The 25999-nt window shown below is 44.7% G+C and carries 33 protein-coding genes; 23 read left to right on the plus strand and 10 right to left on the minus strand.

Annotated elements, in window-relative coordinates; translation table 11 throughout:
• Positions 1–11: 11 nt before the first annotated feature.
• The 5 genes from DESPODRAFT_RS06270 to tyrS form a co-directional block, all read right to left on the minus strand.
• Positions 12–599, minus strand: coding sequence for a Uma2 family endonuclease (locus DESPODRAFT_RS06270; protein ID WP_004072280.1), 588 nt, complete (start codon positions 597–599; stop codon positions 12–14).
• Between the two features lie 185 nt (positions 600–784).
• Positions 785–1558: a tyrosine-type recombinase/integrase gene (locus DESPODRAFT_RS06275; protein WP_040015863.1), complete on the minus strand. Its 774-nt coding sequence runs from the start codon at positions 1556–1558 to the stop codon at positions 785–787.
• A 51-nt stretch (positions 1559–1609) separates the two neighbouring features.
• Positions 1610–1735, minus strand: coding sequence for a hypothetical protein (locus tag DESPODRAFT_RS21440; RefSeq protein ID WP_280985111.1), 126 nt, complete (start codon positions 1733–1735; stop codon positions 1610–1612).
• Between the two features lie 89 nt (positions 1736–1824).
• On the minus strand, positions 1825–2121 hold the full coding sequence (locus DESPODRAFT_RS06280; protein ID WP_157488428.1) for a YbfB/YjiJ family MFS transporter: 297 nt from the start codon (positions 2119–2121) through the stop codon (positions 1825–1827).
• 153 nt (positions 2122–2274) lie between these two features.
• Positions 2275–3564, minus strand: coding sequence for a tyrosine--tRNA ligase (tyrS, locus tag DESPODRAFT_RS06285; protein ID WP_004072281.1), 1290 nt, complete (start codon positions 3562–3564; stop codon positions 2275–2277).
• Between the two features lie 608 nt (positions 3565–4172).
• Here tyrS and DESPODRAFT_RS06290 point away from each other — a divergent pair.
• The 3 genes from DESPODRAFT_RS06290 (at position 4173) to DESPODRAFT_RS06300 (ending at position 6345) form a co-directional block, all read left to right on the plus strand.
• Positions 4173–4730 carry an isochorismatase family protein gene (locus DESPODRAFT_RS06290; RefSeq protein ID WP_004072282.1) on the plus strand — a complete coding sequence of 186 codons (558 nt, stop codon included), beginning with the start codon at positions 4173–4175 and terminating at the stop codon, positions 4728–4730.
• Between the two features lie 50 nt (positions 4731–4780).
• Positions 4781–5548 (plus strand): sulfite exporter TauE/SafE family protein, encoded by a 768-nt coding sequence (locus DESPODRAFT_RS06295; protein WP_004072283.1) that lies wholly within the window; start codon positions 4781–4783, stop codon positions 5546–5548.
• A gap of 293 nt (positions 5549–5841) precedes the next feature.
• Entirely contained in the window at positions 5842–6345 is a 504-nt protein-coding gene (locus tag DESPODRAFT_RS06300; protein ID WP_004072284.1) for a DUF3124 domain-containing protein, read from the plus strand.
• 534 nt (positions 6346–6879) lie between these two features.
• Here the strand turns inward: DESPODRAFT_RS06300 and DESPODRAFT_RS18565 are convergent.
• Positions 6880–7782 (minus strand): hypothetical protein, encoded by a 903-nt coding sequence (locus tag DESPODRAFT_RS18565; protein WP_004072285.1) that lies wholly within the window; start codon positions 7780–7782, stop codon positions 6880–6882.
• A 254-nt stretch (positions 7783–8036) separates the two neighbouring features.
• Positions 8037–8573: a hypothetical protein gene (locus DESPODRAFT_RS06310; protein ID WP_004072286.1), complete on the minus strand. Its 537-nt coding sequence runs from the start codon at positions 8571–8573 to the stop codon at positions 8037–8039.
• Positions 8574–8784: 211 nt separating this feature from the next.
• On the opposite strand from DESPODRAFT_RS06310, the gene DESPODRAFT_RS06315 reads away from it, so the two are divergent.
• Complete coding sequence (locus tag DESPODRAFT_RS06315; protein WP_004072287.1) at positions 8785–9042, plus strand: hypothetical protein; 258 nt, start codon at positions 8785–8787, stop codon at positions 9040–9042.
• Positions 9039–9887 (plus strand): DUF3102 domain-containing protein, encoded by an 849-nt coding sequence (locus tag DESPODRAFT_RS06320; RefSeq protein ID WP_004072288.1) that lies wholly within the window; start codon positions 9039–9041, stop codon positions 9885–9887. Before DESPODRAFT_RS06315 ends, DESPODRAFT_RS06320 begins: the two co-directional genes overlap by 4 nt.
• Before the next feature lie 48 nt (positions 9888–9935).
• Here DESPODRAFT_RS06320 and DESPODRAFT_RS06325 read toward each other — a convergent pair whose 3' ends face one another.
• Entirely contained in the window at positions 9936–10271 is a 336-nt protein-coding gene (locus DESPODRAFT_RS06325; protein WP_245532028.1) for a GNAT family N-acetyltransferase, read from the minus strand.
• 53 nt (positions 10272–10324) lie between these two features.
• Here DESPODRAFT_RS06325 and DESPODRAFT_RS20925 point away from each other — a divergent pair, with 53 nt between their 5' ends.
• The 17 genes from DESPODRAFT_RS20925 to DESPODRAFT_RS06400 all read left to right on the plus strand — a co-directional run bounded on the left by DESPODRAFT_RS20925 (position 10325) and on the right by DESPODRAFT_RS06400 (position 20529).
• A complete protein-coding gene (locus tag DESPODRAFT_RS20925) occupies positions 10325–10717 on the plus strand; it encodes a helix-turn-helix domain-containing protein (RefSeq protein ID WP_040015866.1) in 393 nt (130 codons plus the stop codon).
• Positions 10718–10897: 180 nt separating this feature from the next.
• Positions 10898–11446 carry a hypothetical protein gene (locus DESPODRAFT_RS06335; RefSeq protein ID WP_004072291.1) on the plus strand — a complete coding sequence of 183 codons (549 nt, stop codon included), beginning with the start codon at positions 10898–10900 and terminating at the stop codon, positions 11444–11446.
• A gap of 16 nt (positions 11447–11462) precedes the next feature.
• Positions 11463–11750, plus strand: a complete 288-nt coding sequence (locus DESPODRAFT_RS06340) for a hypothetical protein (RefSeq protein ID WP_004072292.1) — start codon at positions 11463–11465, stop codon at positions 11748–11750.
• Between the two features lie 619 nt (positions 11751–12369).
• Positions 12370–13335 (plus strand): helix-turn-helix domain-containing protein, encoded by a 966-nt coding sequence (locus tag DESPODRAFT_RS06345; protein ID WP_004072293.1) that lies wholly within the window; start codon positions 12370–12372, stop codon positions 13333–13335.
• Positions 13336–13349: 14 nt separating this feature from the next.
• Positions 13350–13817 carry a hypothetical protein gene (locus DESPODRAFT_RS06350; protein WP_004072294.1) on the plus strand — a complete coding sequence of 156 codons (468 nt, stop codon included), beginning with the start codon at positions 13350–13352 and terminating at the stop codon, positions 13815–13817.
• 210 nt (positions 13818–14027) lie between these two features.
• Positions 14028–14735 (plus strand): hypothetical protein, encoded by a 708-nt coding sequence (locus DESPODRAFT_RS06355; RefSeq protein ID WP_040015868.1) that lies wholly within the window; start codon positions 14028–14030, stop codon positions 14733–14735.
• The gene (locus DESPODRAFT_RS06360; RefSeq protein WP_004072296.1) at positions 14732–15046 is read left to right on the plus strand and encodes a hypothetical protein; all 315 of its coding nucleotides are present in this window, start codon (positions 14732–14734) and stop codon (positions 15044–15046) included. Before DESPODRAFT_RS06355 ends, DESPODRAFT_RS06360 begins: the two co-directional genes overlap by 4 nt.
• A 373-nt stretch (positions 15047–15419) precedes the next feature.
• On the plus strand, positions 15420–15551 hold the full coding sequence (locus DESPODRAFT_RS21445; RefSeq protein WP_004072297.1) for a hypothetical protein: 132 nt from the start codon (positions 15420–15422) through the stop codon (positions 15549–15551).
• 51 nt (positions 15552–15602) lie between these two features.
• Positions 15603–15815: a hypothetical protein gene (locus tag DESPODRAFT_RS06365; RefSeq protein WP_004072298.1), complete on the plus strand. Its 213-nt coding sequence runs from the start codon at positions 15603–15605 to the stop codon at positions 15813–15815.
• Positions 15812–16507, plus strand: coding sequence for a tyrosine-type recombinase/integrase (locus DESPODRAFT_RS06370; RefSeq protein WP_004072299.1), 696 nt, complete (start codon positions 15812–15814; stop codon positions 16505–16507). Before DESPODRAFT_RS06365 ends, DESPODRAFT_RS06370 begins: the two co-directional genes overlap by 4 nt.
• A 36-nt stretch (positions 16508–16543) precedes the next feature.
• A complete protein-coding gene (locus DESPODRAFT_RS06375) occupies positions 16544–16747 on the plus strand; it encodes a hypothetical protein (RefSeq protein WP_004072300.1) in 204 nt (67 codons plus the stop codon).
• A 3-nt stretch (positions 16748–16750) separates the two neighbouring features.
• Entirely contained in the window at positions 16751–16924 is a 174-nt protein-coding gene (locus DESPODRAFT_RS19915; RefSeq protein ID WP_004072301.1) for a hypothetical protein, read from the plus strand.
• Positions 16921–17316 (plus strand): hypothetical protein, encoded by a 396-nt coding sequence (locus DESPODRAFT_RS06380; RefSeq protein WP_004072302.1) that lies wholly within the window; start codon positions 16921–16923, stop codon positions 17314–17316. Before DESPODRAFT_RS19915 ends, DESPODRAFT_RS06380 begins: the two co-directional genes overlap by 4 nt.
• A gap of 128 nt (positions 17317–17444) precedes the next feature.
• On the plus strand, positions 17445–17810 hold the full coding sequence (locus tag DESPODRAFT_RS06385; protein WP_004072303.1) for a hypothetical protein: 366 nt from the start codon (positions 17445–17447) through the stop codon (positions 17808–17810).
• Positions 17800–18009, plus strand: coding sequence for a hypothetical protein (locus DESPODRAFT_RS06390; RefSeq protein ID WP_004072304.1), 210 nt, complete (start codon positions 17800–17802; stop codon positions 18007–18009). Before DESPODRAFT_RS06385 ends, DESPODRAFT_RS06390 begins: the two co-directional genes overlap by 11 nt.
• A gap of 60 nt (positions 18010–18069) precedes the next feature.
• Positions 18070–19827: a recombinase family protein gene (locus tag DESPODRAFT_RS06395; protein WP_004072305.1), complete on the plus strand. Its 1758-nt coding sequence runs from the start codon at positions 18070–18072 to the stop codon at positions 19825–19827.
• Positions 19828–20004: 177 nt separating this feature from the next.
• A complete protein-coding gene (locus tag DESPODRAFT_RS06400; protein WP_040015870.1) occupies positions 20005–20529 on the plus strand; it encodes a hypothetical protein in 525 nt (174 codons plus the stop codon).
• Here DESPODRAFT_RS06400 and DESPODRAFT_RS19325 read toward each other — a convergent pair.
• Entirely contained in the window at positions 20434–21288 is an 855-nt protein-coding gene (locus tag DESPODRAFT_RS19325; RefSeq protein ID WP_004072306.1) for an IS630 family transposase, read from the minus strand. The genes DESPODRAFT_RS06400 and DESPODRAFT_RS19325 overlap by 96 nt on opposite strands.
• 171 nt (positions 21289–21459) lie before the next feature.
• Here DESPODRAFT_RS19325 and DESPODRAFT_RS06405 point away from each other — a divergent pair, with 171 nt between their 5' ends.
• Entirely contained in the window at positions 21460–23943 is a 2484-nt protein-coding gene (locus DESPODRAFT_RS06405; RefSeq protein WP_157488430.1) for a PEP/pyruvate-binding domain-containing protein, read from the plus strand.
• A 535-nt stretch (positions 23944–24478) separates the two neighbouring features.
• Here the strand turns inward: DESPODRAFT_RS06405 and DESPODRAFT_RS06410 are convergent.
• Positions 24479–25981, minus strand: coding sequence for a glycogen synthase (locus DESPODRAFT_RS06410; RefSeq protein WP_004072307.1), 1503 nt, complete (start codon positions 25979–25981; stop codon positions 24479–24481).
• Positions 25982–25999 lie beyond the last annotated feature (18 nt).

Below are 25999 nucleotides of genomic sequence, written 5' to 3' on the forward strand. Positions count from 1 at the left end.
ATCTCCTTCTTCTATTTTGGATCAAATTCGACATTTAAATAAAGCTCAGACAAGGGTAACTGACAATTAATTGATTCTATTTTAAAAATATGATCTGCCCCTTGGTATGAACCATATTCCCATTTTCCGCCATCTTTACGGATAAACTGTCCAACCCATATTTTTTTGGGGGAAACAAGGATATATTCTTGAAGCGTGGGGATTGCCTTATAATATTCAAACTTATCGCCCCTATCAAATGCTTCTGTTGAATCGGAAAGAATTTCTATTATAACAACCGGATTTGTTAGGGTATCAAATTCATCATCTTCAAATTCTGCATTACCGCAGGAGATAACAAGGTCTGGGTACACATAACCATTTTCGATTTTTACACGCATGTCATTGGAGAACACTTCGCAATGAGCTGAGTTGGTTTCAAAATTGATCCCCAATTTTTTTGTAAGATTTACATTAATGCGGTTATGGTTCCTTCCAGCCCCTACCATAGCAAACACCTCACCACCATAAAATTCATGCTTAATGTCCAGAGAGGTTCTTTCCATCTCCAAATATTCAGCAGGCGTCATCAATTTTTTTTCTTGGGGTTGTGCAGTCATGTTTTTATATCCCCTATTCCTTCAGATTAAAGCCGTATCTATTGAAGTTAAGAGCATTATATTAGTTTGGGTAACAAAACCAAGCCTTTTTATACATCTTCTGGAAACATCTTTGGAGACAGTGCTCTTTCGGGCGCTGTTTTTATTTTTGTCCATGGTGCCGGCGCAGATCCGCAGCCGCTCCGTTAATATCTTACGGCAAAACTGGCACTCTCTCGGTACTTGGCTCTGCGCTTGTCATATATTTGGGTGGTCTTAATTTGTGAATGCCCCACGGTTTTTTGAACGACTTCAATGGGACAATTATTCTCCAGGGCTTGGGTGATGAACGTTGCCCGGGCTGAATGAGGCGTAACGCCGTAAATGACAGCCTGTTTTGCATATTTTTTAAATAAATAATCGACCGTCTTTCGACTCAGCTTCCTTGTGGTGTCAGACGCATTCGGTGCATTTCTAACGGGTAAAAACAAATAGCTGTCGTTCTCCCTGTCATGACCGGCACCCCTTAAATAGACGTTTATCAAAATCTGCAACTCCTGGTTAACAGCCAACCGGTTTCTTTTCCCGCCTTTGATCCAAAAATCAAGCACATGATAGCCTTGTTCCCGGTAAAAATCTTTCACCTTGAGTGTGCAGACCTCAGAGACCCGGCACCCCGTATAAAAAAGCGTGGCTAAAATAGCTTTATCTCTTATGCCCTTAAGCGTTTTTGTCTTTGGTGCGTCTAATATTTTTCTCACTTCACTCGGTGTCATTACTTTGGCTTCTACCCGGTCGGCGTTGACCGGCATCCGGCGGACCCCCTGGGCCACATTGACCTTAACCACCTGTTTATCGATCAAATGGTTGAACAGCGAAGAGATCGCGCTTAACCGATTGTTAATGGTCCGGGGACTGTGACCCTCGTTCTGTAAAAATTTCTTAAAGGCAATCACATGACCATGTTCAACATCTCGCAATGCCTCCGGAGCGTTGACGCCAATAAAAGACAAAAAGGAGTGGATCGCTTTCTAATAGGTCTCAATGGAATTGTCTGAATTAAAATTGGCTTTCCATAAGAGTTCTTCGGGCACTTCTTTGATCGCCTGAAGGAGAGCATCTTTATTTTTCGGACTGGGTATCAGGTCGTGATTCATCTTTTATCCACCCTAACGTTTTATGGTTTTTTATACCTTATTATATAGGGCTGAAATTAATCAAGAGAAATAGTTAGACATAATACCTTTTATGTGCAATATAAATTTGCTAAGAATCCGGCCACTATTTTTGTCATTCCATGTTTTAAAATACCTGCTATCAAAATTATGCCGTCTAAAATTACTACTACAGCGGACATCATTATGGCCGATACAAAATCCCCAGAATTTTCAGATAAAACCCCAGACACCAGGAGACCGAAAATCTGGCCGATACCATATATAGCTGTCAACATTCCAATCACCTTTGGGCTCTGACCAGGCCTAAGTATTTTACCGATGGAAAAAGTCAAAGCGGTTATTCCCATGAACGTATTTGAGTTCACTATTCTGCTCGACGGCTTTTTTTTCCAGGCTGCACGACTTTTTTTCAATTTTAAAACTACACTTGTAAGCTGATTAAGTTTCCCCTCCCTCCGATCCTTTTGCAGGATCAGCCCATGGCGTAAATGAAGGGCTAATCCTTTTTGTTTGTGACCCTATTGGTCTTCTATCTGAATTCTATGAAATCTTTTTTTGCCGGCTCTTAAGAAAATTTCACCATCTTTAAAATGACTGGAATCAACCAATAAATCAAAAGCGGTTACCGTCTCTCCATTAATATATGCGCCACCCTGACTTATCAGGCGTCTTGCCTCCCCGCCGGATTGGGTCAGACCGGTGCGAAAAAAAAGTTCATAGGCCGGCACCCCCTTTGTAAGCTCATTGCGTGATACACAGGTTGTGGGAAGTTCAATTGCGTTCTTATTTTCGTTTTTTCTGGGAATACTGGATGAAGGCAAAATCCTTTCCGAAATGGTACAATTTCCAAAAACTTCAGCAGAAGAAGCTTTGGCAGTTAATGCCGCTTCCCTGCCGTGGGCCAGAGAAGTGCACTCAAATGCCAGAACATTTTTTGCCTGATTCAATTCGCCATCCACCAGATTGATCACCTGGCGGATTTCCGGCATAGGCAGAAAGGTAAAAAGGGATAAAAAACGCTCCACATCTCTGTCATCCGTATTCATCCAGAATTGATAGTATTCGTAGGGGGAAGTTCTTTCAGGATCAAGCCATACAGCATTGCCGGCGGTTTTCCCCATTTTGCTCCCGTCACTTTTGGTGATCAATTTATAGGTGATACCAAATACCGTTTTTTGTCTGCTTTTACGAACCAGTTCGACGCCGGCAAGAATATTTCCCCATTGGTCACTTCCCCCCATTTGCAGCCTGCAGTCATGACGGTCAAAGAGCGTTAGAAAATCGAAGGCTTGTAGAAGCATGTAATTGAATTCAATAAAACTCAGCCCGCCTTCGGATTCAATTCTCTGGCGATAGCTTTCAGCTTTAACCATTTTATTGATGCTGAAATGCCGCCCAATATCCCTGAGAAAAGCGACATACTGAAGCGATGCAAGCCAATCCGCATTATTTGCCAGAAGGGCCGCTTCTTCACCAAAATCAATAAATACGGACAGTTGCCTTTTGATGCTCTGAACATTTTTATCAATGGTGTCCAGAGTCATCATCTGCCGCATTTCGTTTTTTCCGCTGGGATCGCCTATCCGGCCTGTGCCGCCTCCGACAAGGGCTATCGGGATATGCCCATGCTGCTGCATATGCGCAAGAGACATAATGGGGACCAGATGGCCGACATGAAGACTGTCGGCAGTAGGGTCAAAGCCTATATAGCAGTGACGACCGCCCTTTTTCAGGTAGGCTTGGAGCTCTTCCTCATGGGTTTGATTATCGATAAAACCACGTTCTTTTAACACATTCAATACAGTCATTTTTAACTCCGGTTAAATTAATTGAAAAAAGGGGAAAAATAAAAAGAGCTGCAACATCTCAAATGTGTGTTGCAGCTCTTTAAAATTCAAAATGCTGCAGGCACTTGCGGCCCACAGCATTCATTTTATTTTTGATTTTTTATGTTAAATCAAGAAAGAAGCACCACGGCAGCCGGATATGGACAATACCCACAATAATAATAAATCTGATTGGCTACCATGTAATGTGTCAAATCAATTCCTCCTAACTCAAAAAGCTATTTAATCGTTTTTGATATGAAAGACAAGATATTTTTCCATAAAGTTCATATATATATAATAGATGAATGGGGCAAGCGTTCTGTCTATTTAGGTTCAGTTTTTGGCCTTGATCATAAGTCCGGCCAAAACATACCGTAAGACTTGGAAATACCACATGGACGCTCGAAAAATGAAGGGCTTAGGTATCCGCATCGGAGGCGTACATGGAAGGTGGCCGAACTTACGATCAAGGCCCAGTTTTTCAAAGACTTTTCCAACGCATGTCTGGAAATACTATTGAACAGGGGGTATACTCTCAAAACTGAGCACCTATACTTTTGTTTATTTTTATTGTGGGGAATCAGAATATGGTACGTTCTGAATATGTGGCCACGCGTGAAGAGAGTTTGCTTCTGATTATCGATTTCCAGCAGGCGATGCTCAAGGCCATTGATTCGTGGGAGAAAATCGCTTACAAGGTGCGTCAACTCATTCGGTCCTCCAATGCTCTTGGCATTCCAATTCTGCTGACGGAACAGTACAAAAAAGGGCTTGGTAAGACCCTCCCTGAACTGCTCCAGGAAATTGATTCACCACAGGTATTTCAGAAAGAGCACTTCAGTGCCTGCCTGGAAGAAAACTTTATTTCCACGGTTCAATCGTTCAATCATAAAAAGATCGTGGTGGTCGGGATGGAAACCCATGTATGTGTCCTGCAAACCTGCCTGGATCTCATGAAGTCCGGTTTCCAGGTACATCTGGTGGCAGATGCCGTGGCCTCCCGTGTAAATGAGAACCGAGATATCGCCATTGATCTGCTGAAACAGGCAGGCGCTGTGATCAGTTCCACCGAAATTGTTATTTTTCAATGGGCGTTACGGGCGAATACCGATGATTTTCGAAAAATTCTGCCCATTGTTAAATAGTCAATTAAAACTGTGGTCAGTTATTCGCTGCTTGAGAGGTGTTATAAAAAATGGATTGGGTGATAATCGGGATAGCCGGATTCCTCGGCGGCATGTTAAATGCGGTGGCAGGTGGCGGCAGTTTCATCACACTACCGGCTCTGATCTTTGTGGGTGTAACGCCGGTATCGGCTAATGCGACAGGTACGGCAGCGCTTCTGCCTGGCTACCTCGCAAGTGCATGGCGATTCAGAAGGGATGTTGAGTTTCCTGCAAATTTAAAGTTCAGACACATCGCTTTTATAGCCGTCTCAGGTGGATGTTTGGGTGCTGCTATCTTATTAATGACGAGTGAACAATTATTCTCAACACAGATTCCATGGCTTATTTTGCTTGCTACTGCTGCGTTTATTGTTGGGCCATGGCTTCTGGAAAAAAAAAGTTCTTCAATAAAAAAATCCGAACGGCATTGCGCAACAACCGCTTTAAAGACTTCCACAGCTTGTTTGGTATTACTTGCGGTTTGCGTGTACGGCGGTTATTTCAATGGAGGGTTAGGGATCATATTACTCGCCACCTTGGGTATAATGGGCCAGACCAACCTTCATGGCATGAACGGACTTAAAAATATTATATCAGTACTATTAACAACAGTCGCTGTAGGCGTTTATGCTGCCGGTGGGGCAATTGTTGGGGGGAATCTTCTGCTGCTCAGTATTATGGCAATTCTCGGGGGATACGCTGGGGCTGCTGTCGCATACCGTATTTCTCAACGCATTTTGCGAGGGTTTATTGTCCTTGTAGGACTTTTAATGTCCATAGGATTTTTCCTCCGCTAAAATTAATGCCGTTTCCTTACTATTAGGGGGGGGTGATGTCCAATGGAGCGAAAGCGTAGACTAAGAGGGAAAGGGCTCGTTCTAATGTCTAAGAAAAACCGATTAATAAAAATGCCTTAAATACGATTTTTTTAGACACCCCAAGCCTATAGCTGCCTGGGAAAGACAATAAAAGCACAGGCGTAAAATTTTATCAGTCAGTCTTGCAAAGATGCGCATACTCAGGTTCATCTTGGCCAAAACAAAGGAAAACACGATCCCGTTTCAAACAGCTTTATGTAAAGGTGATAAAAATGATGACGAAAAAGTATATACTGGGTTACCCGGTTTTGTTGATTGGACTGTTATTATGCACAAGGGGGACGGCTTTTACCCAGGATAATCCAAATCTTTCAAAGGGACAAAAGGTTTATGTCCCGGCATATTCACATATTTACAAGGGCAACAGACAGATCCCTTCGTTTTTAACCGTGACTTTAAGCATCCGCAATACAGACATGTCCCACGCCATTGAAGTTGTGTTCGTGGATTACTACGACACCAAAGGCACACTTTTAAAAAATTACCTGCCCTCACCTGTTTTTCTCAAGCCCCTTGAATCCATACGCTATGTTGTGGACTATGACGATAAGGCCGGGGGGGCTGGAGCCAATTTCATTATTGAATGGCGATCTGAAAATGCTGTGAATCCCCCGATTATGGAAACCATAATGGGGTATTTTGAGCAGTCCCTCGAAACTGCCTATTTTCAATTTAGAAATTACCGTTTGATAATCTTGATGTCATGTTCAGGTTAAAATCATATGGTACAAATAATTTACCGTTGGGAATGCTCAATTTGCCAGGAGCACAAAATATCCAACTTCACATAACCATCTCTCCTTTTTAACCGGATTGTCCATTATGGATGGTCCGGTTTTATTTTGTCCCTATACATTATGCTATGACAGATTTCGTCCCAATGTTTAATTTCTCCCATTATTCTGTCATACCTATTCCCTTTAAAGCCTCATTTCAGGGTCAAAATGGGGCCGCTAAGAGCTATTTTTGAGGATTTAAAAAAATCTTGTTTATTAATAGCGAGTTACACAAACTTTCTTGACTCTGCCCTTTAATGGGCGACCCTATATCCCAATATGCCCCCAACCGGGCACGGCCACAACATAAAGTCATAATAGGTTCTAATAGCAAGATGACAACCCCACCAACACCGCCCCTGGGCCTTCATCGGTCTGGGGGTTTCTTTTTGTCCCTTCAAATTGTTTGTCACGATTTTAGCTTCTCAAAGTGATTTTATTTTCATATGGTATTTTTTGGTTTGGTTAGGCTCACTACTGATCAAGTATTTGAAGCACTTGACCACCGTACAAGCTCACCTTCGCTTTTACGGAGTTCTTTACAACAGCGCCAAATGCATTCTTTCCTCTAAAAGTGGTTCGTATTATTAAATGATCACCTCGATCCCAGTATAAGGTTTCAACATGCTTGTAGCTTTTTGGATCGTTCATCGAATCCTTAATTACTCTCTCAAGATTTATATGGGAACCATTCCATGCGCTGAATTGAGTCTCAATTTTCTTCTGTCTTTCTTGGGCAGCAATTTGCTTTTGCTTCTCTTCCTCTATTTTCCCGGCGTAAAACGCCACTTTATCTTTGTACTGCTCATTATCGGGGTTCATTTCTAACAACTGCCGGTACAATTTCCTGTTTTTCTCATATTCTTTTACCGGAATGGACTTCAGTTCGGTTAATAGTTTCTCAGTCTTTGCTTGAACATTCAGTTGCTCAAGCTCTTTATCGCCAGAAACAAGGTATTTTTTTGATTGAGAAATGACAGCCTGATGATCATTTTCCGCGAGCGCCTTCTTAATCGAGGATATTATTGTTTCACGGTTGGAATTGAAGTAATCAACATTCTCCTGCTGTAACTGAACTGCCTTTTCAGCTTTTTTTAGGACCTGCTGGGCTGCCAACTTTTGCTCTCTTCTGTCTGAAGCTTGATCCATAAAAAGACCAAACACGCTAAACAGAACAAATATGGAAATGGCTCTTGTCATCCCGGAAATTTCCTTATTTGTTTTTGAATAGACAAATTTCCTTATCGGTGGAAGCAGAAGCGCCGCTATTGTGAACATGCACAGTCCCGCCAAAGGGGATTCAACAAAGGCCAAGCCCCCAGTCAATAAGAAAATTGCACCGAATACCCAATTGAGAGTCAGATATACATACCTCATTGTGCTCTCCTTTTGTGTTTCTGTCCTGCCAGATCCTTTATCACAATCCAGATCCATCAAGCAAGCGGCATTTCTTTTGAAAAATCAAAAGAACACCCAACCCCGCAATCCCGATTCCTGCCATATCATCAAGCAAAACGCCGGATAATTTTAAGGTTCATGCCATCTGGGATATAAGACCCTGTCCCTGGATAAACCTAAAAATTTAGGCTTGAATCAGAGGGGGAATCAATCCAATCAACCGGACCCCGGCATCATGTTTTTTTTGATTTAGCCAGCAATTCTTTTGCTTTGGGGAGACGTTTTACAATCGCTTGATACCGTGGTCCTTTTCTTACATCCGCTACCAGACTTATATCATTCGACGGCACCTCATCCAGCTCATCTACATCAATTCCCAGGCTGCGATATGTAACTCCGGAAACACGTTTTGGAACTGGCCTGGGAGGATTTTTGTAATATTTATCAACAGCATTTATGTAGCTCTCGCAATAATCAATTTCTTGTTGATAATTTTTTTCTTTTCGGGATAGGATAGCTACCCGTTCAAATGAATGAGGCGCTGGAACCAAACCAGCTTTTTCCATTGTTTTTAATTCAGCGTCACAGCATTTTTTCATATATTCAAGGTCATGTTTCTTTTCTTCTGCATATTCCCATGTCTGTTTGCCCTCTACCAGATTTGCCCCGTCTGTAACTTCGGCAATTAATTCGCCACTGGTTTTTACTTCGCCAGTTGGCTTTACAAGTTGCGGAAATATTATTCTGAATAATTCGCTTAAAAGACCCATTGAAAACTCCTTGATATTTAAGGTGAGCGCTCTTGGTGTTACTTTTCAAGCAATTTAGGTTGCCCAATCACTTCCACGTTTTGATTAAATAATCAAGCTATTTTTCGTTGTAATTTCATGAAGTTGAAAAAGTGTCAGATTCCCTGAACAAAAGTGGACCCTTCTTCGTATAATATAACAGGACAACACAACACAAAAAGGAGGGCATCAGATGGAAACAGGATTCTTTGAAGTTGAAGTACAAAACCGGCTTATCAGGGGGACCTTTGCTCCCAAACCCACTAAAGGCACACAGGGCAAATGGCACCCGGAAAAATTGTTCTTTCTGGCAAAGGATGAAATCGAAGCGCAGCAGATGGCATACAAGCAGATCCGGGCACGCCGGATGCTCGGGATCAGCAAAGGCAGAGCAAAAGGTAAGAAAATAAGGCGTGAGATCAAAATAATCGACGTAAGGAGGCTTGTATGAAAAGGACAAAATTCAATACACCATCCCAGGGATACGATACTTACATCCACCCAAAAACGGAATTTTTGAAGCTTCCCGGAACCCGAAACACTGAACCGGCTTTGACATATATGTTTGATGCTTTGAATGCCAGGAATGATCGTGCTGGACTAAAACCAGATAATCCAGCCCAAAAAGAAGAAATCCTGGAATCCATCAAAGTTGAATTGAAGAACAGAGGAACTGCTTTGAAATATCAGACTTTCGAGATAGGTCGGGCGCTCTGTTCAGCCAAGAAAATTCTGGTTCATGGGGAATTCAAACCCTGGGTTGAAGCAAATTTTAATCACTCGTACAAGACCGCCCATAACTGTATGAGAGTGTTTGAAGGTTGTGCCGGAAATCCTGAAATAGTGGAATATTTACCGTCATCATGTCTTTACGTCATTTGTTCACCCAAATTCCCGGAGGATCTGAGGCAGGCCCTATTTGATAATATCAGTGGGCCAGTTGATGTAACCAAAAAAGATATCGTTGAAATCGGAATGAAATTCAAAATGGGCGAAATCACAATCCACGATGAGCCTATTCAGAAACTACTTGTTAAACAGAAACAGCGAACCCTGTTTGAAAAACATCATATTGAACTGCTGGGCCTGAAAGGTATCATTGAAAATCGGTTTAAGCGTATCAAAGGCATTATTGACAATGGGCCGGATAATCCCCTGATCCAGGAAATTGACGGTGAGGAGTGGGAAGCCCAAGAGGATAAAATTTTTCAGATCCATAACGGAATTGAAAAAATCCTGGCCCAGTTGAATGTATTGATTGATGAATTGGAACTCAAAAGTGAAACTGTTACATAAATGAATCATTTACACTTTTCAACCCCGGCTCACTAACCTGGGCCGGGGTTAAACCAATCCTAAAGACGCTCTTTTCTTTTCAACCAATGTCAACCGCCAGCAGTTGATTTTCTTGCCAACCTCTTCTTGGGAGAAGAAACCTTGATTTTGATTTTTCTTTGCAGGTTGTTCCTCAGTCTTTTCAAGTTCGAAGCCCTGTTTTTCATAAAACTTGTTACTTTTCCAACCGGCAGGACATTTGGCAAAGATGCTGTGAGCGCCTTCAACCTTCTTGAGCTTGTCCAGCATTTCAGAACCAGCGCCTTTTCGGGTAGAGACAATTTCAGTAATGGTCAGTTGGTGGTCCCTGCGGAGATGAAACACACACATACCGCCGTCAATCAATATCAGTTCCCCGTTATCCCGGGCTTTTATCAATCTTTCCATGAGTGCCATAAATGAATCCTCCATTAGTTTCCAGCACATTATCAAAGGCTTTGACCATTTTCAAACGAATAATCAAGCTGGATCAAAAAGCAACCCCAAAAGCACACAACATACTGATATTTCAAAATAAATTAAAAACAATCCTTTATTTTTTAAAAACTTTACATTATAATAAAAAATACACGATAAAAAGTAATGGAGACCAAATGATGGATTTGAAAACAGCACGACAACAAGCCAGACTGAGCCAAGCACAGGTAGCAAAGGCCGCCGGTGTTTCTGTGGGGACCATCTCTACCCTTGAACGTGGAATCCACCGCCCACAACCTCAAACAGCGCGGAGGCTGGAACGTTTGTTTGGTCAAATCCTGACTTTTGCTGCGGAGGAAGGGGCCGTCCAATGAAGTAATCAGCAATCATAACAAAGCCGCCGGATATCCGGTCACTGCAAAGCTGGAAAGCTGAACCAGCGCCGGGAATAAGGCACAAACGGTTAGACAGAAATCAAGCCGGGCAGAAATGGGAACACCACCCAAATCTGACCCGGCTTTTTTTATTTTGAACACAAGAGCGAGGAAACAAGAATGCAAAGTTACAACGAACTACAGGCTTTTCTGGAAGATGTCCAGAAACGGAAAATGGATCTCAACGATCAGAAGAACGCCTTGATTGGACAGCGTGAGAAGCTGAGAGGGACATGGGAAGATGCTGTTTTCAACGGTGAAGGGGAGACCGAAGCCAAGCAAGCCATGGTTGATTTGGAATCCAAGATTGATAATTTCAGCGACCACATCCGCATTCTGGAAAGCCGGACCAAAACTTCCAGCAAGGTCCAGGAGCTTGCAAAGGCTGTCCATGCCGACTGTAAGCACACCTTGCAGGGGATGAGGAACAACTATCTTTCCCAAGCAAGCAAGGTTGAAAAAATCAAAAATGATTACCTGCGGGAGCTTTCCATTCTGGGAGAGATTCACAAGGTTGCTGAGCAATACAGTTTCTATGCAGCAGAAGCAAACCACTACATTCCCGGACAATCCGTCCATTGTGGCCTGAACGCTGACAAATTCAAAGAGGTTGCTATTGATGAGAACCTTGTCAAAACAACATACAAAAATGGCAGAAACAAACAATAATTTATGAGGTGAACCAATGGAAAAAGAACAGAAAATTCAGGAATTTGCAGAAAAGAACGGCTTGACAGAAGCAGAAGCAACGTTGGTTTATGTCGATGGCGACCCGGAACAAACCATGTTGAATTTCTCAACGTTGAAGGGTGTGAAAGTTGGCAAAGTCAAGGAAGCTGACCAGCTCAGGAATGACGATCATGTAAACCAGACCAATGATTTACTTGCACAGGCCAACGAAGCCCTGAAAGCCGGGGACGTTTACAAATCTATTCATCTACGCCGAATGGCTCACGGAATCCAGACACAATGAAAAGGAAAACCTCATAAACCTTATGCCTAATCAGTATAATAGAATAACACAGATTTTACAGTTTCCCGGCGGCTGCGGACAAAACAACAAGCAAACAAATTGACATGTATGCGAAATGAATAGCCGCCGGGATTACTCCCCAAATACAAGGCGTTCTCGCCAGGAAATAAAATGGATACCCCAAAAGGTAGGTTAGGATATATGGAAGGCCCCGAACCAAAGAATTTACCGGCAGGAACAAGGATAAAAAATGGATAAATCAAATTCTACAGCAGCATTAGAAGCATATAATGAAAAGCTCCGGTCTGGACAGGTTGAAAAACCGAAAACCTTGGACCCGATTGAGAAGGCGAAAGCAAATCCCAAGAGCTTGAGAGCTGCGATAAATGGAAAATGTTTTGACTGTTGCTGTGGGCAAAGGGTTGAAGTGACCAGGTGCACTGTGAGGGATTGTCCATTGTATCCGGTCCGACCCTGGCAACGAACATGAAATAGCAATAACAATTTTGCCGGGACCCAATCGGAAGTCATGAGCCGGTTGTTGGGTTCCCCATCTCCCTCCCTGGTCCCGGCAAACCCTTTTTGAATATCAAGTGATGGGGATAGGGAGATGTGACAAATGAATTTAGCACTCAAGGTAAGAACAGATGCAAAACGGCAGATCCCGGAAGAAAAGCGGGAAAAGAAAAAGAAGCAGAAAACAATAGAGGATAAACAAAGGCAAGCTGCATTTTTCAACAGCCTTTATACTGGCAGGAATATGGAATTTTCCTTTAAAACGATGGAAGAAGTCAGCATGACAAAGCATTTCTACTTTCCAAAGCTCGGGGAAGATTATACCGATTGGTCGTTTGGAGCGGCACCATTGGCCGCCTTTGCAGTTTACCCGGTTATTTGTTCCCGGGTTGACTTCAGGAATCATGAACGATGGATGAAAATTTCAATGGAAGAAATTGCAAAGAAAGCCGGGCATAAATCTGTAAGTACCACTTCCAACGCTATCAAGCATCTAATTGAAGCCGGTTATGGAATGACTGAATCAATTGAAGGTGAAATAGAACAGCGGTATCCTTTGATTGAACGAAAAAAAGTACATGAGAAGGTACCAAAAGGAGAAAAGCGGGTATGGGAATACCGGGCCGGTTTCATCCGTGGCGACATGATAAAAAGATGGAAAACTGATGATGAGGCCAGATATTTCAAATTCCCTACATGGATCATCGACACCGGATTATGGGCAAAACTGAAACCCAGGGCAAAAGCCCTTTACATTGCATTGCGGTCCTGTTCCAGATTTGATGAAAAGTTGTATGCAGGAATTGAAAATGATGTCCCTTTCGATCAGTTGGACCAGATAGAGTTTGATCTGGAAGAATACAAGGCCCGTAAATGGGAAGTTTGTAACACTCCAACCACTCGGTTATGCCGGATGGTCAATATTGATGGATCTGATATCAGAAAGATTGTGGATGATCTGGAAGAAACCGGTTTAGTGGAGAAAATTGACAGATGGTGGAAAGTCTGGTTACAGCCCAATCCTCTATACAGGAATAATCCTCTATACAGGAATTTTAATAATTGGTAACAGGTTTTTTTATTATGACATCAGGTTTTTTTAAATTGGATCAGGTTTTTTTTATCTGGGTACTGATTAAATATGGGTATTATAAGTCTATTGTTAAGTTAAAATTAAGTAAGATTAAGCACACTAAAAATATGTTTTTTTCAAAAACATTTATGTTCTTCGAACATCAAGTATGTTTCATTCTTTCCAAATTAAATGAAATGATTGATCCAGGAATAGAAAGAGAAGAATCTGTCCAAATAAATATCAAAGATAGGATCTGTCCAAATAATAGAAATGGAATGCTCACCCACAAATACAATAAGAGGGATCTGTCCACAAATACAAATATGATGCTCTGTCCAGAATTTGATTATGTATCCACCCGGCCTATCCCAACCGGCAAAACTGCGTTCCGCAGTAAAGCCCAAGGGATGCCGCCCAAAAACAGCAGATACCGGCCAATAAATCAATATCAATCAATAAACAGAACAAATGGTTAATCCATTATTTTTATGAATACACCAAAAAACAGCATTAAAATTTAGGAAAACCTAAAATAAATAGCAAAAACAGGATAAATCAATGAGGGCTAAAAGGTAGGTGATATCATGACACAAGTTTGCCAAGTATGCCAGAGTTACAACCGTCCAGACATAGACAGAGCGTTGATACAAGGGAAATCGTATTCAAAGTTAGCTAATCAGTATGATTTGGACCCACAGGCTATCAGGAACCATCATCTAAACCACCTGTCCAGACAGCTTGTCCAGGCATGGGAACGTAAGCAGGATGCAGAAAGCCGGGATCTTCTGGGAGAGATAGACGAGCTTGTGGAGCGTACCAAGGGAATTCTTGATAAGGCTGAGAAGAAAGGCCAACTGAAAACCGCCTTGGCTGGTATCCGGGAACTCCGTGGTAGTTATGAATTAATGAGCCGGATTGCTTTTTCACTCCATCAAGCCAAGGAAAAGGATATTGAACTGGCGAGGATCGAGTCAGGCGAAGCCGATTACCAGTTAGAGCAGGATTTCCGGGAAAAACTGAAAGTACTGTCAATGCCGGAACTGATGCTGTTCAATGCTTTGCTTGATAAAATCGAATCCCAGGACAAGGACAGGCGACCCATTGGAGAAGCCCTGGAAAGGAAAACCCTTTACATGCAATGGCTGGAAAGCCCGGAAGAGTACGAAGCCGCCTTCAATCCATTGGGTATCGAGCATATTGATTTACTGGAACCGCTGAAGGTTGAACCATTGGAACCCCTGGGACTGGACGACCCACCGGACCCCGAACCTGATCCACCGATGACCCGAACAAAGAAACGTGGCCCTGGCAGGCCCCCTGGCAGCAGAAACAAGAAAACAGACCACCGCAGATCCAAACGTGGCAGACCCCTGAAAGTAAAGTCAACCACATGATGTCCTCCCAGGCCATGGAACCGGAGCAGGTCCAGACCGATTACGAGCAATCAGATCCCAACCGGGTACTTTGGCTTGCTGTTATCAATCAAGCCGTTGACGATTATCAAACCCATCTTGATATCCAGGCTGGCAGATACAAAGCTGACCCATACAAAGCAACGGCTTGCCGGGGAGCCTTCCACTGGATCACACAGGCCGGGGACTGGTTCTGTCAGGTCTGTTACATGGCGGATCTGGACCCGGAATCTATCCAGATGGCTGCAAGGCGGAGGGCTGTCCAAGATATAAGGATAAACCCTGACCCATAATCCGCTTTTACTGGCGTAAAACCCTTATAGACGCCTTGTTTTAAAATGGTTCTGGGGTTGGGATATATAAGGACCCTCCCCAGGGCTTTACCGCTTTGAAATCCTGGTAGAATCCCCTTGCAAATCCTTCCCTTTCAATAATCGTGCCATATCCGTATTGCAATAAATGTTCCACAACTCATAAAGGAATACCTGAAACCTTATGAGTTTCAGGGTTTCCAGATCCTGAAAGCCTTGATAGACGGACTAAACAAAAGAAAAAACTCATAAGAAAATAATTTAAAAAAACTAAAGGAAACGGTTTATTTATTTTTTGATACCCTATATAATGTAGATAATAGGTATTAGGTTAACCCCAACCAAGGAGCTGGAAATGGAAAAGGCATACAGATTTACATTTAGAAATGGCTGGTCTTGTGTAGCACCTAATCTTGATGTTGCAATGTACGCATACAAAGCAGAGCATGGATGTTTTGGGATAGTCTGCGGAAGAGAAAAAGCATAAATCAAACAACCCCGGTCTAACCCACCGGGGCAACCCACCAAGGAGGACAGCATGGCTCAGTTTAGATACAGGATCAACCAAACAGACTGGATAGCAGGTTACAATACAGGGGAAGCCGGACAGCCGGACAAATCCCCGGTCAACGTGGATGGCTTGTCCTGGTCATCTGGTTATATCGAAGGCAAGGCCGCAGGACGGATCAACTCCAACCTGGAATCAGCGGCAACCCTGGCAAATGAAATCAATCAGGAGGTGAAAGCATGACAGCAACAGCCCAAATAATCCAGTTCCCAGGGACAACGGCACAGGCTACCCGGACACGATCCACTAAGAAGCGGAAGCCTACCCCGGCCTTTCGTCAACTCAAGTACTTCACCAAGCATCAAATCAAGTTCATCAGGCGGCAGGTCCGGGATGCCTACGCCCTGGCAAGGGCCAAGGCCCAGGTTACAGCCATCCGGGAATGGATGTTGATTGACATCTTGACCAGAACCGGTTTACGTTCCGCAGAAGCAGCAGACCTCAGATGTGGGGATGTCCTTACCAGTTACGGGGAATCCTCACTGTTTGTCAGGGCTGGCAAGGGTTACAAGACCCGGTATGTGGAGATTCAACCCGGTCTGAAAACCCATCTGAACAGCTTCATCAAATGGAAGGAACAGCAGGGGGAACCCACCGGCATGGATGATCATTTGTTTCTTGGTCAACGTGGACCCTGGACCCCGGCAGCCGTCCAGCAGTGCTGTAAGAAATGGATACGCCATTGTGACCTTGATAAACCCGGCTTGTCTGCCCATACCTTCCGTCACAGCTATGCAGTGGAGCTGTACCAGGAAAAACGCTGCCTGCGGACTGTTCAAAAGCAGTTAGGACACGCCAGTATCCAGACCACCCAGATTTATGCTGATGTGACCAAAGAGGACATCCAAGATCAGATCAAAGGGATGTGGAACTGATAACCCATACCATTAACCATACAGGAGATCCAGACTATGCAACGAACCAAACAGAGCAAGACCACCCAGACCTCAGACAAGCCCACCAAGCCCAAGGACCGGGTGCAACCCGGCACGTTCCTGGATGCTAAAATCTATCAGAAAGCCAAGATCCAGGCCATGACTGAGGGGATCACCACCGGGGAACTGGTTGACAAGGCAATCCTGCTGTATCTGGACCACATTAACAAGGAGGGCTAAACCATGACAACCCTGAAATTCACTGATGGAATCCAGATCGATACCAGCGGACCCATACGAAAGCTGAAACTTGATGACGGATGGTATGTCACCGGCCAGGGCTTTCTTATCCCTGTGAAGGATGAAAAGGAAGCAGACCAGGAAATCAACCAGTTAAAAGCGGAGGGCAGCAAATGATACTACCATCCCAGGCAACCACTGACTTTATCAACAGCCTTTGGCCCCTGGCTTTGCATGACACATCCCATTTCACACAAGGCAGGTTGGCCCATACATGGTTCACCACCGATGGGGAACGGTACAGCATGGACTTTTCCCACTGCGGCAACCGGTCAGATTGGTATCAATTCGACAGCAGACAGGATGCCTGGTATTTCGGCCAATGGGTCAACCCGGTAACAAAGCAGATCCTGTCCTATGCTGAGGGAGATATCACCCTTGTTATCTGCGAAACCCCGGACCAGTACAGGAAGGAACTGCAAAGCATGACAGATTTCGAGGGCCGGAACGGCCTGGACGATCACGATCACCGGCATTGGGAGAAGCTGGAACAAGGGAAGACCCAATGATACAGCCTGTTTTAAAAGCGATGCCCCTGGACCTATACACTTACCTATCCCAACCCCTATACCAAGCTAAAACCCGGCAAGACGCCCGGTTTTATCCCAAGAAACCCGATAAACGAAAGGAGCCTACCATGTCAACAATGAACCTGGACAGCTTAAATGCTTGTCTACACCAAATCGCAACCCGAACAATGCGACCCCATGACCCGGTTTTGATCCTAAACGCCCGGAAAGGGTATTTCAAAATCCAGTCCGGTCACATACCTCTAAAATACAACGAAACCCTGATAGCTGATAACCTGGATATTGACGGAATCCCAGGTTGGACAGACTGGCCAGACCCGACCGGCATTTATGTTACCAGTCCATGGGCATTAATGGATTTCATAAGAATGGTTTTCAATGAAAAGACCCCAGGTGCGGCAAACACCCAGGGCCAAGGACGAATGAACACCGACCGAGACGCAAATCAAGGAGGTATCCACCATGACTACTAAATCAGAACCCAAAACCGATGTCAAGGTAAAGCTGATAGGCGAGGACGGGAACGCTTTTCATATTCTGGGAAAGGTCATCAAGGCACTACAGAAAGCAGGATATGACAAGGAATTTATCCAGCAATTCCAGGACGAAGCAACCAGCGGAAATTATGATCATCTGTTGGCAACCGTGATGGAATATGTTGATATAGAATAACCACCGTCACCGGCCTGGGCAGTGTAACTGTCTGGGCCATTACGGCAGGGAGGGCAACCAATGACAGAACCAAAAGCATACAGCTATATGAGGTTCAGCAGCAAAGGTAAACAGGAAAAGGGGAACAGCACCACCCGGCAGACTGATTATGCCGATGAATACGCCAAGGCAAAGGGCCTGATTCTTGATGACAGCCTGAGCATGGAAGACAAAGGGCTTTCTGCATACCATGGAGTCCACAAAAGCCATGGAACCCTGGGCGTGTTCCTGCGCCTTGTGGAAGCAGGGAAGATACCCCAGGGATCAATTCTACTGGTGGAGGATTTTGACCGTTTATCCAGGCAAGAGCCATTAACAGCCCTGGACCAGTTCAGTCTTTTGATCCATGCTGGAATCAGGATTGTCACCCTTAACAACGGGATCGAGTACGACCGGCAAAGCATAAGGGACAATCCAGGCCAATTATATTTGACCATGGGAGAAATGATCCGGGCTAATCAAGAATCTGAATTGAAATCCAAAAGGCTGAAAGCTGCATGGAAAAGCAAGCGTAATGCCCTGAAAAATGGAACCTTGACCCGGAAAGTGACCAGTCGGATACCAGCATGGTTAACCATATCCGAGGACAAGACAGAGTTTATACCAATCCCGGAAGCCTGTCAGACCATAAAGCGGATCTTTGAAATGAAACTTACAGGGATGGGTGGAACCCGGATTGCATCCCAATTAAACCAGGACTCAAATGCCTGGAAACCTCCCAAGATCCCCCAGAATAAGACTGGCGGATGGCGGAGCGCTTACGTTTTAAAAATCCTGTCCAGCAAGTCAGTGATAGGCGAGTTCCAGCCCTGCAAGATGGTTCAAACCCCGGATTCCAAAAACAGAAAACGACAGGCCAAACCTGTGCCGGAAGGCGAACCGATCAAAGATTATTACCCTGCCATTATCGAACCTGATCTGTTTTACGCAGTCCAGGAGCATATCAAACAGAATGGCAAACAACCGGGTAATGCTGGGGGAAGGACCCAGAAAGCGGAAAACCTATTTGTCCGGCTGGTTAAATGCGGGCGATGTAAGGGAGCTATGCACTTCTTAAATTACGGCCCACCACCTAGAGGGGGGCAGTATCTTCGATGTGACGCCAGCCGCCGTAATCTGGGAACCTGCAATGCAAGGGCGGTTAGATACAAAGAGTTTGAGGAATTGTTCTTTGATAACTTTGAAGAACTGGACTTAAACGATATCCTACCAGACCAGAACGAATCCCAGGCACAGGCACAGGCTCTGAAACAGCGGATCGCCGCCGGGAATGCCCGAAGTCGAGAACTGGCAGAACAAGAAAACAATCTGATTGACAGTATCACAACAACCAGCGATAAAAGAATCCGGGAAGCCCTGGACAAACGACTTGCAAAGATCATGGATGAGCAGGAAACCGTTACCGAAGAAATCAAGGATCTGACCCAGGAGCTGGGAGAAACCGAAAAGTCAGCAAAGGAAATGTCCAAACTGATTGACCATGCCACTGAGCTTTACAGCCTTATGGATCAAGCCGCCGATGAACAGGCCCGGATTGCACTGCGGATGAAACTGCGGACCCAGATCCAGAAACTGGTTGATACCATAGAAATCTATCCCCTCCAACAGCCATACAAAGCCCAGCAGGAGGATAAAGAGGGGATCATCACAACTATGGATTCAAAGTTCATTGAAAAGGTAAGAATCAAGTTTAAGGGAAGCAAGAAGTCCCGTCAATTAAGACTTCTCCACCGATTTGACAGCCTTGACGTTGATCACAATTCAACTATTAGAACTTAATATAACATTATGCTGTAGCCGTGCCCGGTTGGGGCATATTTTAGGTTATTGAGCATCTGTTCAATTTTTGTTATACATTGCCAGTTTTTTTCGAATGACATAATTGTGATGCAGCGGAAAAGGGAATGTGACACAAGATTTGGTGTTTTATGGTTACATTGAGAGGATGCGGAAAAAATGCCGTTTGAGAGTGAGTTTTATTCGAATTCTGAAATTCTTCCCAGGCTGACGCCGTTCAAGATTCATGAGATTCTTGTTGTCTCGAGCCTCTATAATTATTTCAGCATGGAGGAGGGCGGCCTGCTTGCTTCACAGATTGTGAATGAGTACAAAGGGTTGCGCCTTGAAAACCCCCCGCGAATAACGGGCGTCTATTCCGCGCCGGAAGCGCTTCAGGCCATAGCGGATGATGATTACGATATGGTTCTGATTATTCCCCATCTTGAAAACGTTGATCCGTTTGAACTGGGATTTGAGTTAAAAAAGATCAGGCCTGCCACACCGGTGATCCTGTTATCCCAGAATACCAGGCAGATCAACAGCCTGATGGAGAATCCCAACACCGGTGGGATTGATCATAAGTACATGGACAAATATAAATCCAGGTTAAGAAAACGAAATTGTAAATTCCTTACCGACGCTTGCCAATATATTATTCAACTCAGTTTTCAAAAATTCAAATCCTTTATAAGCAGATGTTGATAGCCAAAAGTACTTGATATGTTTCCATAAAATTTCAATCAGATTCAACTCCGGTGAATATTTGGGGATAAAGTATAGAAAAAGGCCTCTTTCTTCCCATGTCCCAATTTGAGATTTAAAAATGGCGCTGTGATGTATTGGAGCATTATCCAGAACAACAATGGTTCTTTTTGTTATGTAACGTGAAAACGCATCAAAGCAGGCGGTTACAATATCTGAAGTAACTGAGCAGTCAAAAACGCAAGGAAAGAAATCATTTTGCTTATTCAAGAATCCCAACACATTGATTCTTGAGGTTTTTCCACTCGGAAGCAAAAGCTGCTCATCCTCATCTTGCCAGGCATATGGAATCTCAGGCACGCCGGTAAAGCCAGATTCATCAAAATAATACAAGTCAATGATATTTGCCTGATCTTCATCTTTCAAGATTTCAATTTCCTTTTGCGCTTCCCTGAACTCGTTCTCATTGCGTTTGCTTTTGAGAGATTTCCGTCCTCGACACCAACGCAGTTTTTTTTTATCAATTAAAGAGTCAAATTGATATTTTTCCCATCCATCAATCCACTTCGAAACTGTTTCCTGAGTGGTCAAACATATTTGTGAAATCTGACTGATACTATACCCAGAGTTGCTCAATCGGAGTGCTTGAGCCCTGAGTTTAGTACGGTTTGACTCTTCATCCGAAAATTCAATAAGTGACAGCCATTTTAATGCCAACGGCTCAATTGGAGAAATAAATTTTCTACCCGTACGTCTCATCTGATATCCTTGCTATGCAAATTTAAAAAACAATGATTTATTGCAAAGCAAGATTATACAGGAATTATATTTGTCCACCTACTTATCTTCCGCTGGTCGGGCAATTCCGAGCTGCTGATTGCCATCATCAAAACGGTTGAAGATCTTCGTAACGTAGAACATGATGTAGGGTTGGCCAACGTTCGGGTCGTTATCCTGGTAGAGGACTCTCCTGACTACTATTCCCAGCTGCTTCCGATTCTTTACAAGGAGATTGTCAACCAAGTTCAGGCGCTGATAGAGGTGGGCCTGACCGAGGCGCAAAGGGCCTTGACGCTGAGGGTACGTCCCAAGATTCTCCTGGCGAAGACCTATGAAGAGGGTTGGGCGCTTTATGAGAAGTATAAGAACCACATGCTGTGCATGTTTTCGGATACCCGTCTGCCTGTTGGCGGGGAGTTAAAGGCGGCGGCTGGCATAGATCTGCTTTCCCATCTCAAAACGGAGCAGCCGGATTTGCGAACCCTCCTGCTGAGTACTGAGGATGCCAATAAGGAGAAAGCCAAGGAAAACGACCTGTTGTTCATAGCCAAAAACTCACCCATTATCAGCAAGCAGTTACATAACTATTGTCTGGAACACCTTGGGTTTGGTGATTTTATTTTTCGAATGCCGAGCGGTGTTGAAATTGATCGAGCAAAAAATTTCCTGACGCTGGAAGCCAAGCTAAGGGAGGTCCCGAAACAGTCCATTGCCTATCATGCGGAGCGTCATGACTTTTCACGCTGGGTGATGGCCCGTTCGGAGATTTCCCTGGCGATGAGGTTACGTTCCATCAACCGCTTTGACTTCGAGAATGTTGATGATCTGCGGGAAGTACTGATCCGATATATCAACAAGCTCCGCAGATACAGGAACAAGGGGGTGGTCTGTCAATACGACAAGGGGACTTTTGATCATGAGATTCGGCGGTTTGTCAAGATTGGTACGGGATCTCTAGGTGGAAAAGCCAGGGGGTTGGCGTTTATGTCCGATCTGTTCCGCCAGAATCCGGAGCTTCAGAAGAAGCACCCCACGATAAACATCAATATCCCAAAGACCCTTGTCATCAGCACAGCGGTGTTTGAGGCGTTCGTTTCCAAAAACAATCTGCGGTCATTGTTGAGTAAGCGGCTGGATGATGTGGAGATCAGCCAGCACTTTCTGAACTCCCGATTTCCGGAAGCGCTTGTAAACACCCTGATGAGTTACTTGAAACAAGTGAAGCACCCTCTCTCTATCCGATCCTCCAGTCGAATGGAGGACGCCCATTTTCAGCCTTATGCCGGGCTTTATCGGACCTATATGATCCCGAACAACGATCCGGATCTCTCCACAAGGCTGACTCAGTTGGTAACTGCCATCAAGCTGGTTTTTGCATCTACCTATTTTGAAGAGCCCAAGGCGTTTTCCTTGAGTACTTCCAACCAGCACAGCAAAGAGTCCATGGCTGTCATTATCCAGGAGGTAGCAGGAAGCCAGCATGGTGACTATTTCTATCCTGCCATTTCCGGTGTGGCCCAGTCGTACAACTACTATCCATTCTCACAGATGAAGGCGGAAGACGGTATCGTACATATGGCGCTGGGCCTGGGAAAAACGGTGGTGGGTGGTGAAAAGTGTATTCGGTTTTCACCTCGTCATCCCAAAAACATACCAGACTTTTCGATTATTGATGACATGCTGGAAAACGCCCAGCGTTCGTTTTATGCGCTCAAGGTCAAAAACTATCCGGACCAATTGCATTTTCGGGTTCACTCTAACCTTGAAAAGCGGGAGGTGAACGAGGCTGGAGATGAATTTCCAGTCAGGACTCTTTGCAGTACCTATGTGCCTCAGGAGAACCGCATCCGGGATACTTTTGAGGCGAAGGGTCCAAAAATCCTGACCCATGCCAGGATATTAAAGTACAACATGTTCAATATTCCCCAGGTGCTCATAGATTTGCTGGAGTTTGGTCAGAAGGCATTCGGTTGTCCGGTTGAGATCGAGTTTTCCGTGAATCTCTACCCGGATTCTGATCGGAATGCTGATTTTCACCTGCTCCAGATTCGAGCCATGCATGCCAATGAAGAGCACAAAACGGTTCAAATCCATGAATGGGATTTTGAGAATGCCTTTTGTTATTCGTCCAAGGCGCTTGGAAACGGTATCAGCAAGGAGATGGTTGATATTGTCTATATTAAGCCGGATGCATTTCAAACGGATATTACCAGGGAGATTGCAGGGGAGATCAATAAAATAAATCGCCAGTTGGAGGCGGAAAACCGCTCTTATCTTCTGGCGGGTCCTGGTCGCTGGGGTGGATCGGACCGGTGGCTAGGAATACCGGTTAAGTGGCGGGACATTTCCAAAGTTGGCGCCATTGTGGAGCTCCGAAACGAAAAGCTGAACGCTGACCACTCCCAGGGATCTCACTTCTTTCACAATATTACATCATTGGGGATTCACTATTTAATGATCGATGAGCTATTCGCTGGCAAATCGGGGGAAAAAGGTGAGTTTTTTGATTGGGAATGGGTTGATTCCCTTCCAGCTGTTTCGGAAACCGAATTTATCCGTCACGTCAAACTGGAAAAACCCATGACCTTGAAAATCGATGGCCGGCAATCCAGGTGTGTGATCATAAAGCCTTGAAACCTGTCCGGGCCGTTGGAACCAGAGCTGGGCTTGCTTTTGCACTCCAGTTGAATTAAAAGTAGTTTACACTTTTTGGGGGGAAGCCCTTGGAAAGCGGAGCTTGCGTCAGAAAGTGTAAAGTAGTTGTGAAGGATGCCAATAAACCGCCCAAAAATTTAAGTGCGAGCCATAGCCCCTACCTTTTATCGAACTGCGAGTCATACCCACTACCTTTTTAATATAAAATCCACATTTTTCTTTACACAATACTTAGGGCACTTTTTATATATCCCAGTACAATAATTTCAAATGGTTAGCGAAATGGAGGCCTCCGGTTAAAATAAACCTCAAATTGGGGTAGTGGAAGCGAAGCTGCTCTGAGCGGTAAAGTAACTTCTAAATTGAAACTAGGCAGTTTCGAGGGACTGCTCAAAATACCCCCAGTACCAAGACGCAGCGACTGGGCAGGTAAAGGCTTACATGGTCATTTTCAAACCGTGACCGGATAATGGGCTTAAAAGGTGCCGGATACGGATCATTTGTCCATGTAGGTTTAGACCAAGAATGGCCTTTTGAGCATTTTTTCATATAGTTCAATATAGCTTTCAGCGCATCGGCTGTGGTTGAATTCAAGTACCGATTCCGTCATGATTCTGCGGAGCTGGTGTTCTTTTTCATCCGGGTCCAGGCGGAAAAAGTCCATGGCACGGTCCACGGCCCAGTTCAGTCCCTGGGCATCGTGGACATTGAAAATAAATCCATTTCCTGTTGACTGATTTACATTCAGTTGTTTGACCGTGTCATGCAGGCCACCTGTGTCAAATACAATGGGCAGGCTGCCGTATATTCCTCCGATCATCTGGGGCAGGCCACACGGCTCAAAGGAAGAGGGCATGAAGATAAAATCACTGGCTGCAAATGCCTGGTGGGACAAATGTTCGTCGAATCTCCAGATACTGATTCGCCGATGCAGGCCATGGAAATTGACAATATCGTGGAAGTGTTTCTGATATGCTCCGTCTGCCACGGATACAATCTGAATGCCTGTATCCCAGTAACGGGAAATAATGTCATACATGGTTTCTGCCAAAAGCGTACAACCCTTCTGCACAGGATCCAGGCGGGAGGGCCAGAAAAACATAGGCGCATCTGGATTTATCTCAAGGTCCACGGATTTCTGCAGCAAAGCTTTATTCTGTTGTTTCCGAATACGATGGTTTTTAGGCCCGTAATTGAACTGGATCATGTCATCCACGGCTGGATTGAATTCGGGCTCAGGCGCATTTAAAATGCCTGTGGCGTATCCGGCATCCCATTTGTGGGCCAGTTCTTGCCTGAGTTCCGGTTCCACAAAGGGGTGGCGGTTTTCAACAATTTCACGCAGGAAGGTGGGGCTTACCGTGTTCACATAATGGGCGGAAAATACTCCTGACACCAGAAAATCCACCCGGTTGGTATCCCGGCTCTCCTCGTAGTTAAAGGGCGGGCGTTTGAAGTAGAGCCACTGCCAGAAGGCTGCCGCATCAATACCCCTGTCCTCAATTTCGGTCATGGTGGAGGTCATGGTATGGATGTTGTGAATGGTAAACAGGCATGGGATCTCATATCGCCTGGCCAGGGCCGGAATCAGTCCGGTCATCCAGTCGTTGCAATGGATGATGTCCGGCTTCACCCTTGGGATGATGTTGTTTATCACTTCCCGCTGAAAGGCCAGAGCCCCCTTGAGATCCTTATCCGAATAGCCGGAATAGACGCCGTCTTTGTAGAGGAATACCCGGTCAGCGGCAAAATGAATCCGTTCCTCCTGCAGGCGACGGCATATTTTTTCCACCTCCCGGTGATACCTGAGTTCCTTATCGCCATGATAGATGGACCTGTAGTCGGGTATGGCCACATGAACATCACAGCTTAAATCATACAACGCGGAGATCAGTGCTGCCGACACATCTGCCAGGCCTCCGGCCTTGGCTGAGTAATCATCGGCGTCAGGGCTGATACCTTCGGGTAGCCAGGTGACTTCCGGGGTTACAATAAGAATTCTTGGTCTATTAGGCATGACGACCTCCCTTTTCCT

The sequence above is a fragment of the Desulfobacter postgatei 2ac9 genome (genome assembly GCF_000233695.2).
GTDB lineage: Bacteria > Desulfobacterota > Desulfobacteria > Desulfobacterales > Desulfobacteraceae > Desulfobacter > Desulfobacter postgatei.

Coding starts and splice junctions, on each gene's coding strand:
- DESPODRAFT_RS06395 (WP_004072305.1), top strand. CDS start 18,070: ATGACAGAACCAAAAGCATACAGCTATATGAGGTTCAGCAGCAAAGGT.
- DESPODRAFT_RS19325 (WP_004072306.1), bottom strand. CDS start 21,288: ATGAGACGTACGGGTAGAAAATTTATTTCTCCAATTGAGCCGTTGGCA.
- DESPODRAFT_RS06345 (WP_004072293.1), top strand. CDS start 12,370: ATGAATTTAGCACTCAAGGTAAGAACAGATGCAAAACGGCAGATCCCG.
- DESPODRAFT_RS06365 (WP_004072298.1), top strand. CDS start 15,603: ATGGCTCAGTTTAGATACAGGATCAACCAAACAGACTGGATAGCAGGT.
- DESPODRAFT_RS06385 (WP_004072303.1), top strand. CDS start 17,445: ATGTCAACAATGAACCTGGACAGCTTAAATGCTTGTCTACACCAAATC.
- DESPODRAFT_RS21445 (WP_004072297.1), top strand. CDS start 15,420: ATGGAAAAGGCATACAGATTTACATTTAGAAATGGCTGGTCTTGTGTA.
- DESPODRAFT_RS06360 (WP_004072296.1), top strand. CDS start 14,732: ATGATGTCCTCCCAGGCCATGGAACCGGAGCAGGTCCAGACCGATTAC.
- DESPODRAFT_RS06400 (WP_040015870.1), top strand. CDS start 20,005: ATGCCGTTTGAGAGTGAGTTTTATTCGAATTCTGAAATTCTTCCCAGG.
- DESPODRAFT_RS06295 (WP_004072283.1), top strand. CDS start 4,781: ATGGATTGGGTGATAATCGGGATAGCCGGATTCCTCGGCGGCATGTTA.
- DESPODRAFT_RS06350 (WP_004072294.1), top strand. CDS start 13,350: ATGACATCAGGTTTTTTTAAATTGGATCAGGTTTTTTTTATCTGGGTA.
- DESPODRAFT_RS06340 (WP_004072292.1), top strand. CDS start 11,463: ATGGAAAAAGAACAGAAAATTCAGGAATTTGCAGAAAAGAACGGCTTG.
- DESPODRAFT_RS20925 (WP_040015866.1), top strand. CDS start 10,325: ATGAATCCTCCATTAGTTTCCAGCACATTATCAAAGGCTTTGACCATT.
- DESPODRAFT_RS06300 (WP_004072284.1), top strand. CDS start 5,842: ATGATGACGAAAAAGTATATACTGGGTTACCCGGTTTTGTTGATTGGA.
- DESPODRAFT_RS06270 (WP_004072280.1), bottom strand. CDS start 599: ATGACTGCACAACCCCAAGAAAAAAAATTGATGACGCCTGCTGAATAT.
- DESPODRAFT_RS06390 (WP_004072304.1), top strand. CDS start 17,800: ATGACTACTAAATCAGAACCCAAAACCGATGTCAAGGTAAAGCTGATA.
- DESPODRAFT_RS06370 (WP_004072299.1), top strand. CDS start 15,812: ATGACAGCAACAGCCCAAATAATCCAGTTCCCAGGGACAACGGCACAG.
- DESPODRAFT_RS06375 (WP_004072300.1), top strand. CDS start 16,544: ATGCAACGAACCAAACAGAGCAAGACCACCCAGACCTCAGACAAGCCC.
- DESPODRAFT_RS21440 (WP_280985111.1), bottom strand. CDS start 1,735: ATGAATCACGACCTGATACCCAGTCCGAAAAATAAAGATGCTCTCCTT.
- DESPODRAFT_RS06380 (WP_004072302.1), top strand. CDS start 16,921: ATGATACTACCATCCCAGGCAACCACTGACTTTATCAACAGCCTTTGG.
- DESPODRAFT_RS19915 (WP_004072301.1), top strand. CDS start 16,751: ATGACAACCCTGAAATTCACTGATGGAATCCAGATCGATACCAGCGGA.
- DESPODRAFT_RS06410 (WP_004072307.1), bottom strand. CDS start 25,981: ATGCCTAATAGACCAAGAATTCTTATTGTAACCCCGGAAGTCACCTGG.
- DESPODRAFT_RS18565 (WP_004072285.1), bottom strand. CDS start 7,782: ATGAGGTATGTATATCTGACTCTCAATTGGGTATTCGGTGCAATTTTC.
- tyrS (WP_004072281.1), bottom strand. CDS start 3,564: ATGACTGTATTGAATGTGTTAAAAGAACGTGGTTTTATCGATAATCAA.
- DESPODRAFT_RS06290 (WP_004072282.1), top strand. CDS start 4,173: ATGGTACGTTCTGAATATGTGGCCACGCGTGAAGAGAGTTTGCTTCTG.
- DESPODRAFT_RS06310 (WP_004072286.1), bottom strand. CDS start 8,573: ATGGGTCTTTTAAGCGAATTATTCAGAATAATATTTCCGCAACTTGTA.
- DESPODRAFT_RS06320 (WP_004072288.1), top strand. CDS start 9,039: ATGAAAAGGACAAAATTCAATACACCATCCCAGGGATACGATACTTAC.
- DESPODRAFT_RS06315 (WP_004072287.1), top strand. CDS start 8,785: ATGGAAACAGGATTCTTTGAAGTTGAAGTACAAAACCGGCTTATCAGG.
- DESPODRAFT_RS06335 (WP_004072291.1), top strand. CDS start 10,898: ATGCAAAGTTACAACGAACTACAGGCTTTTCTGGAAGATGTCCAGAAA.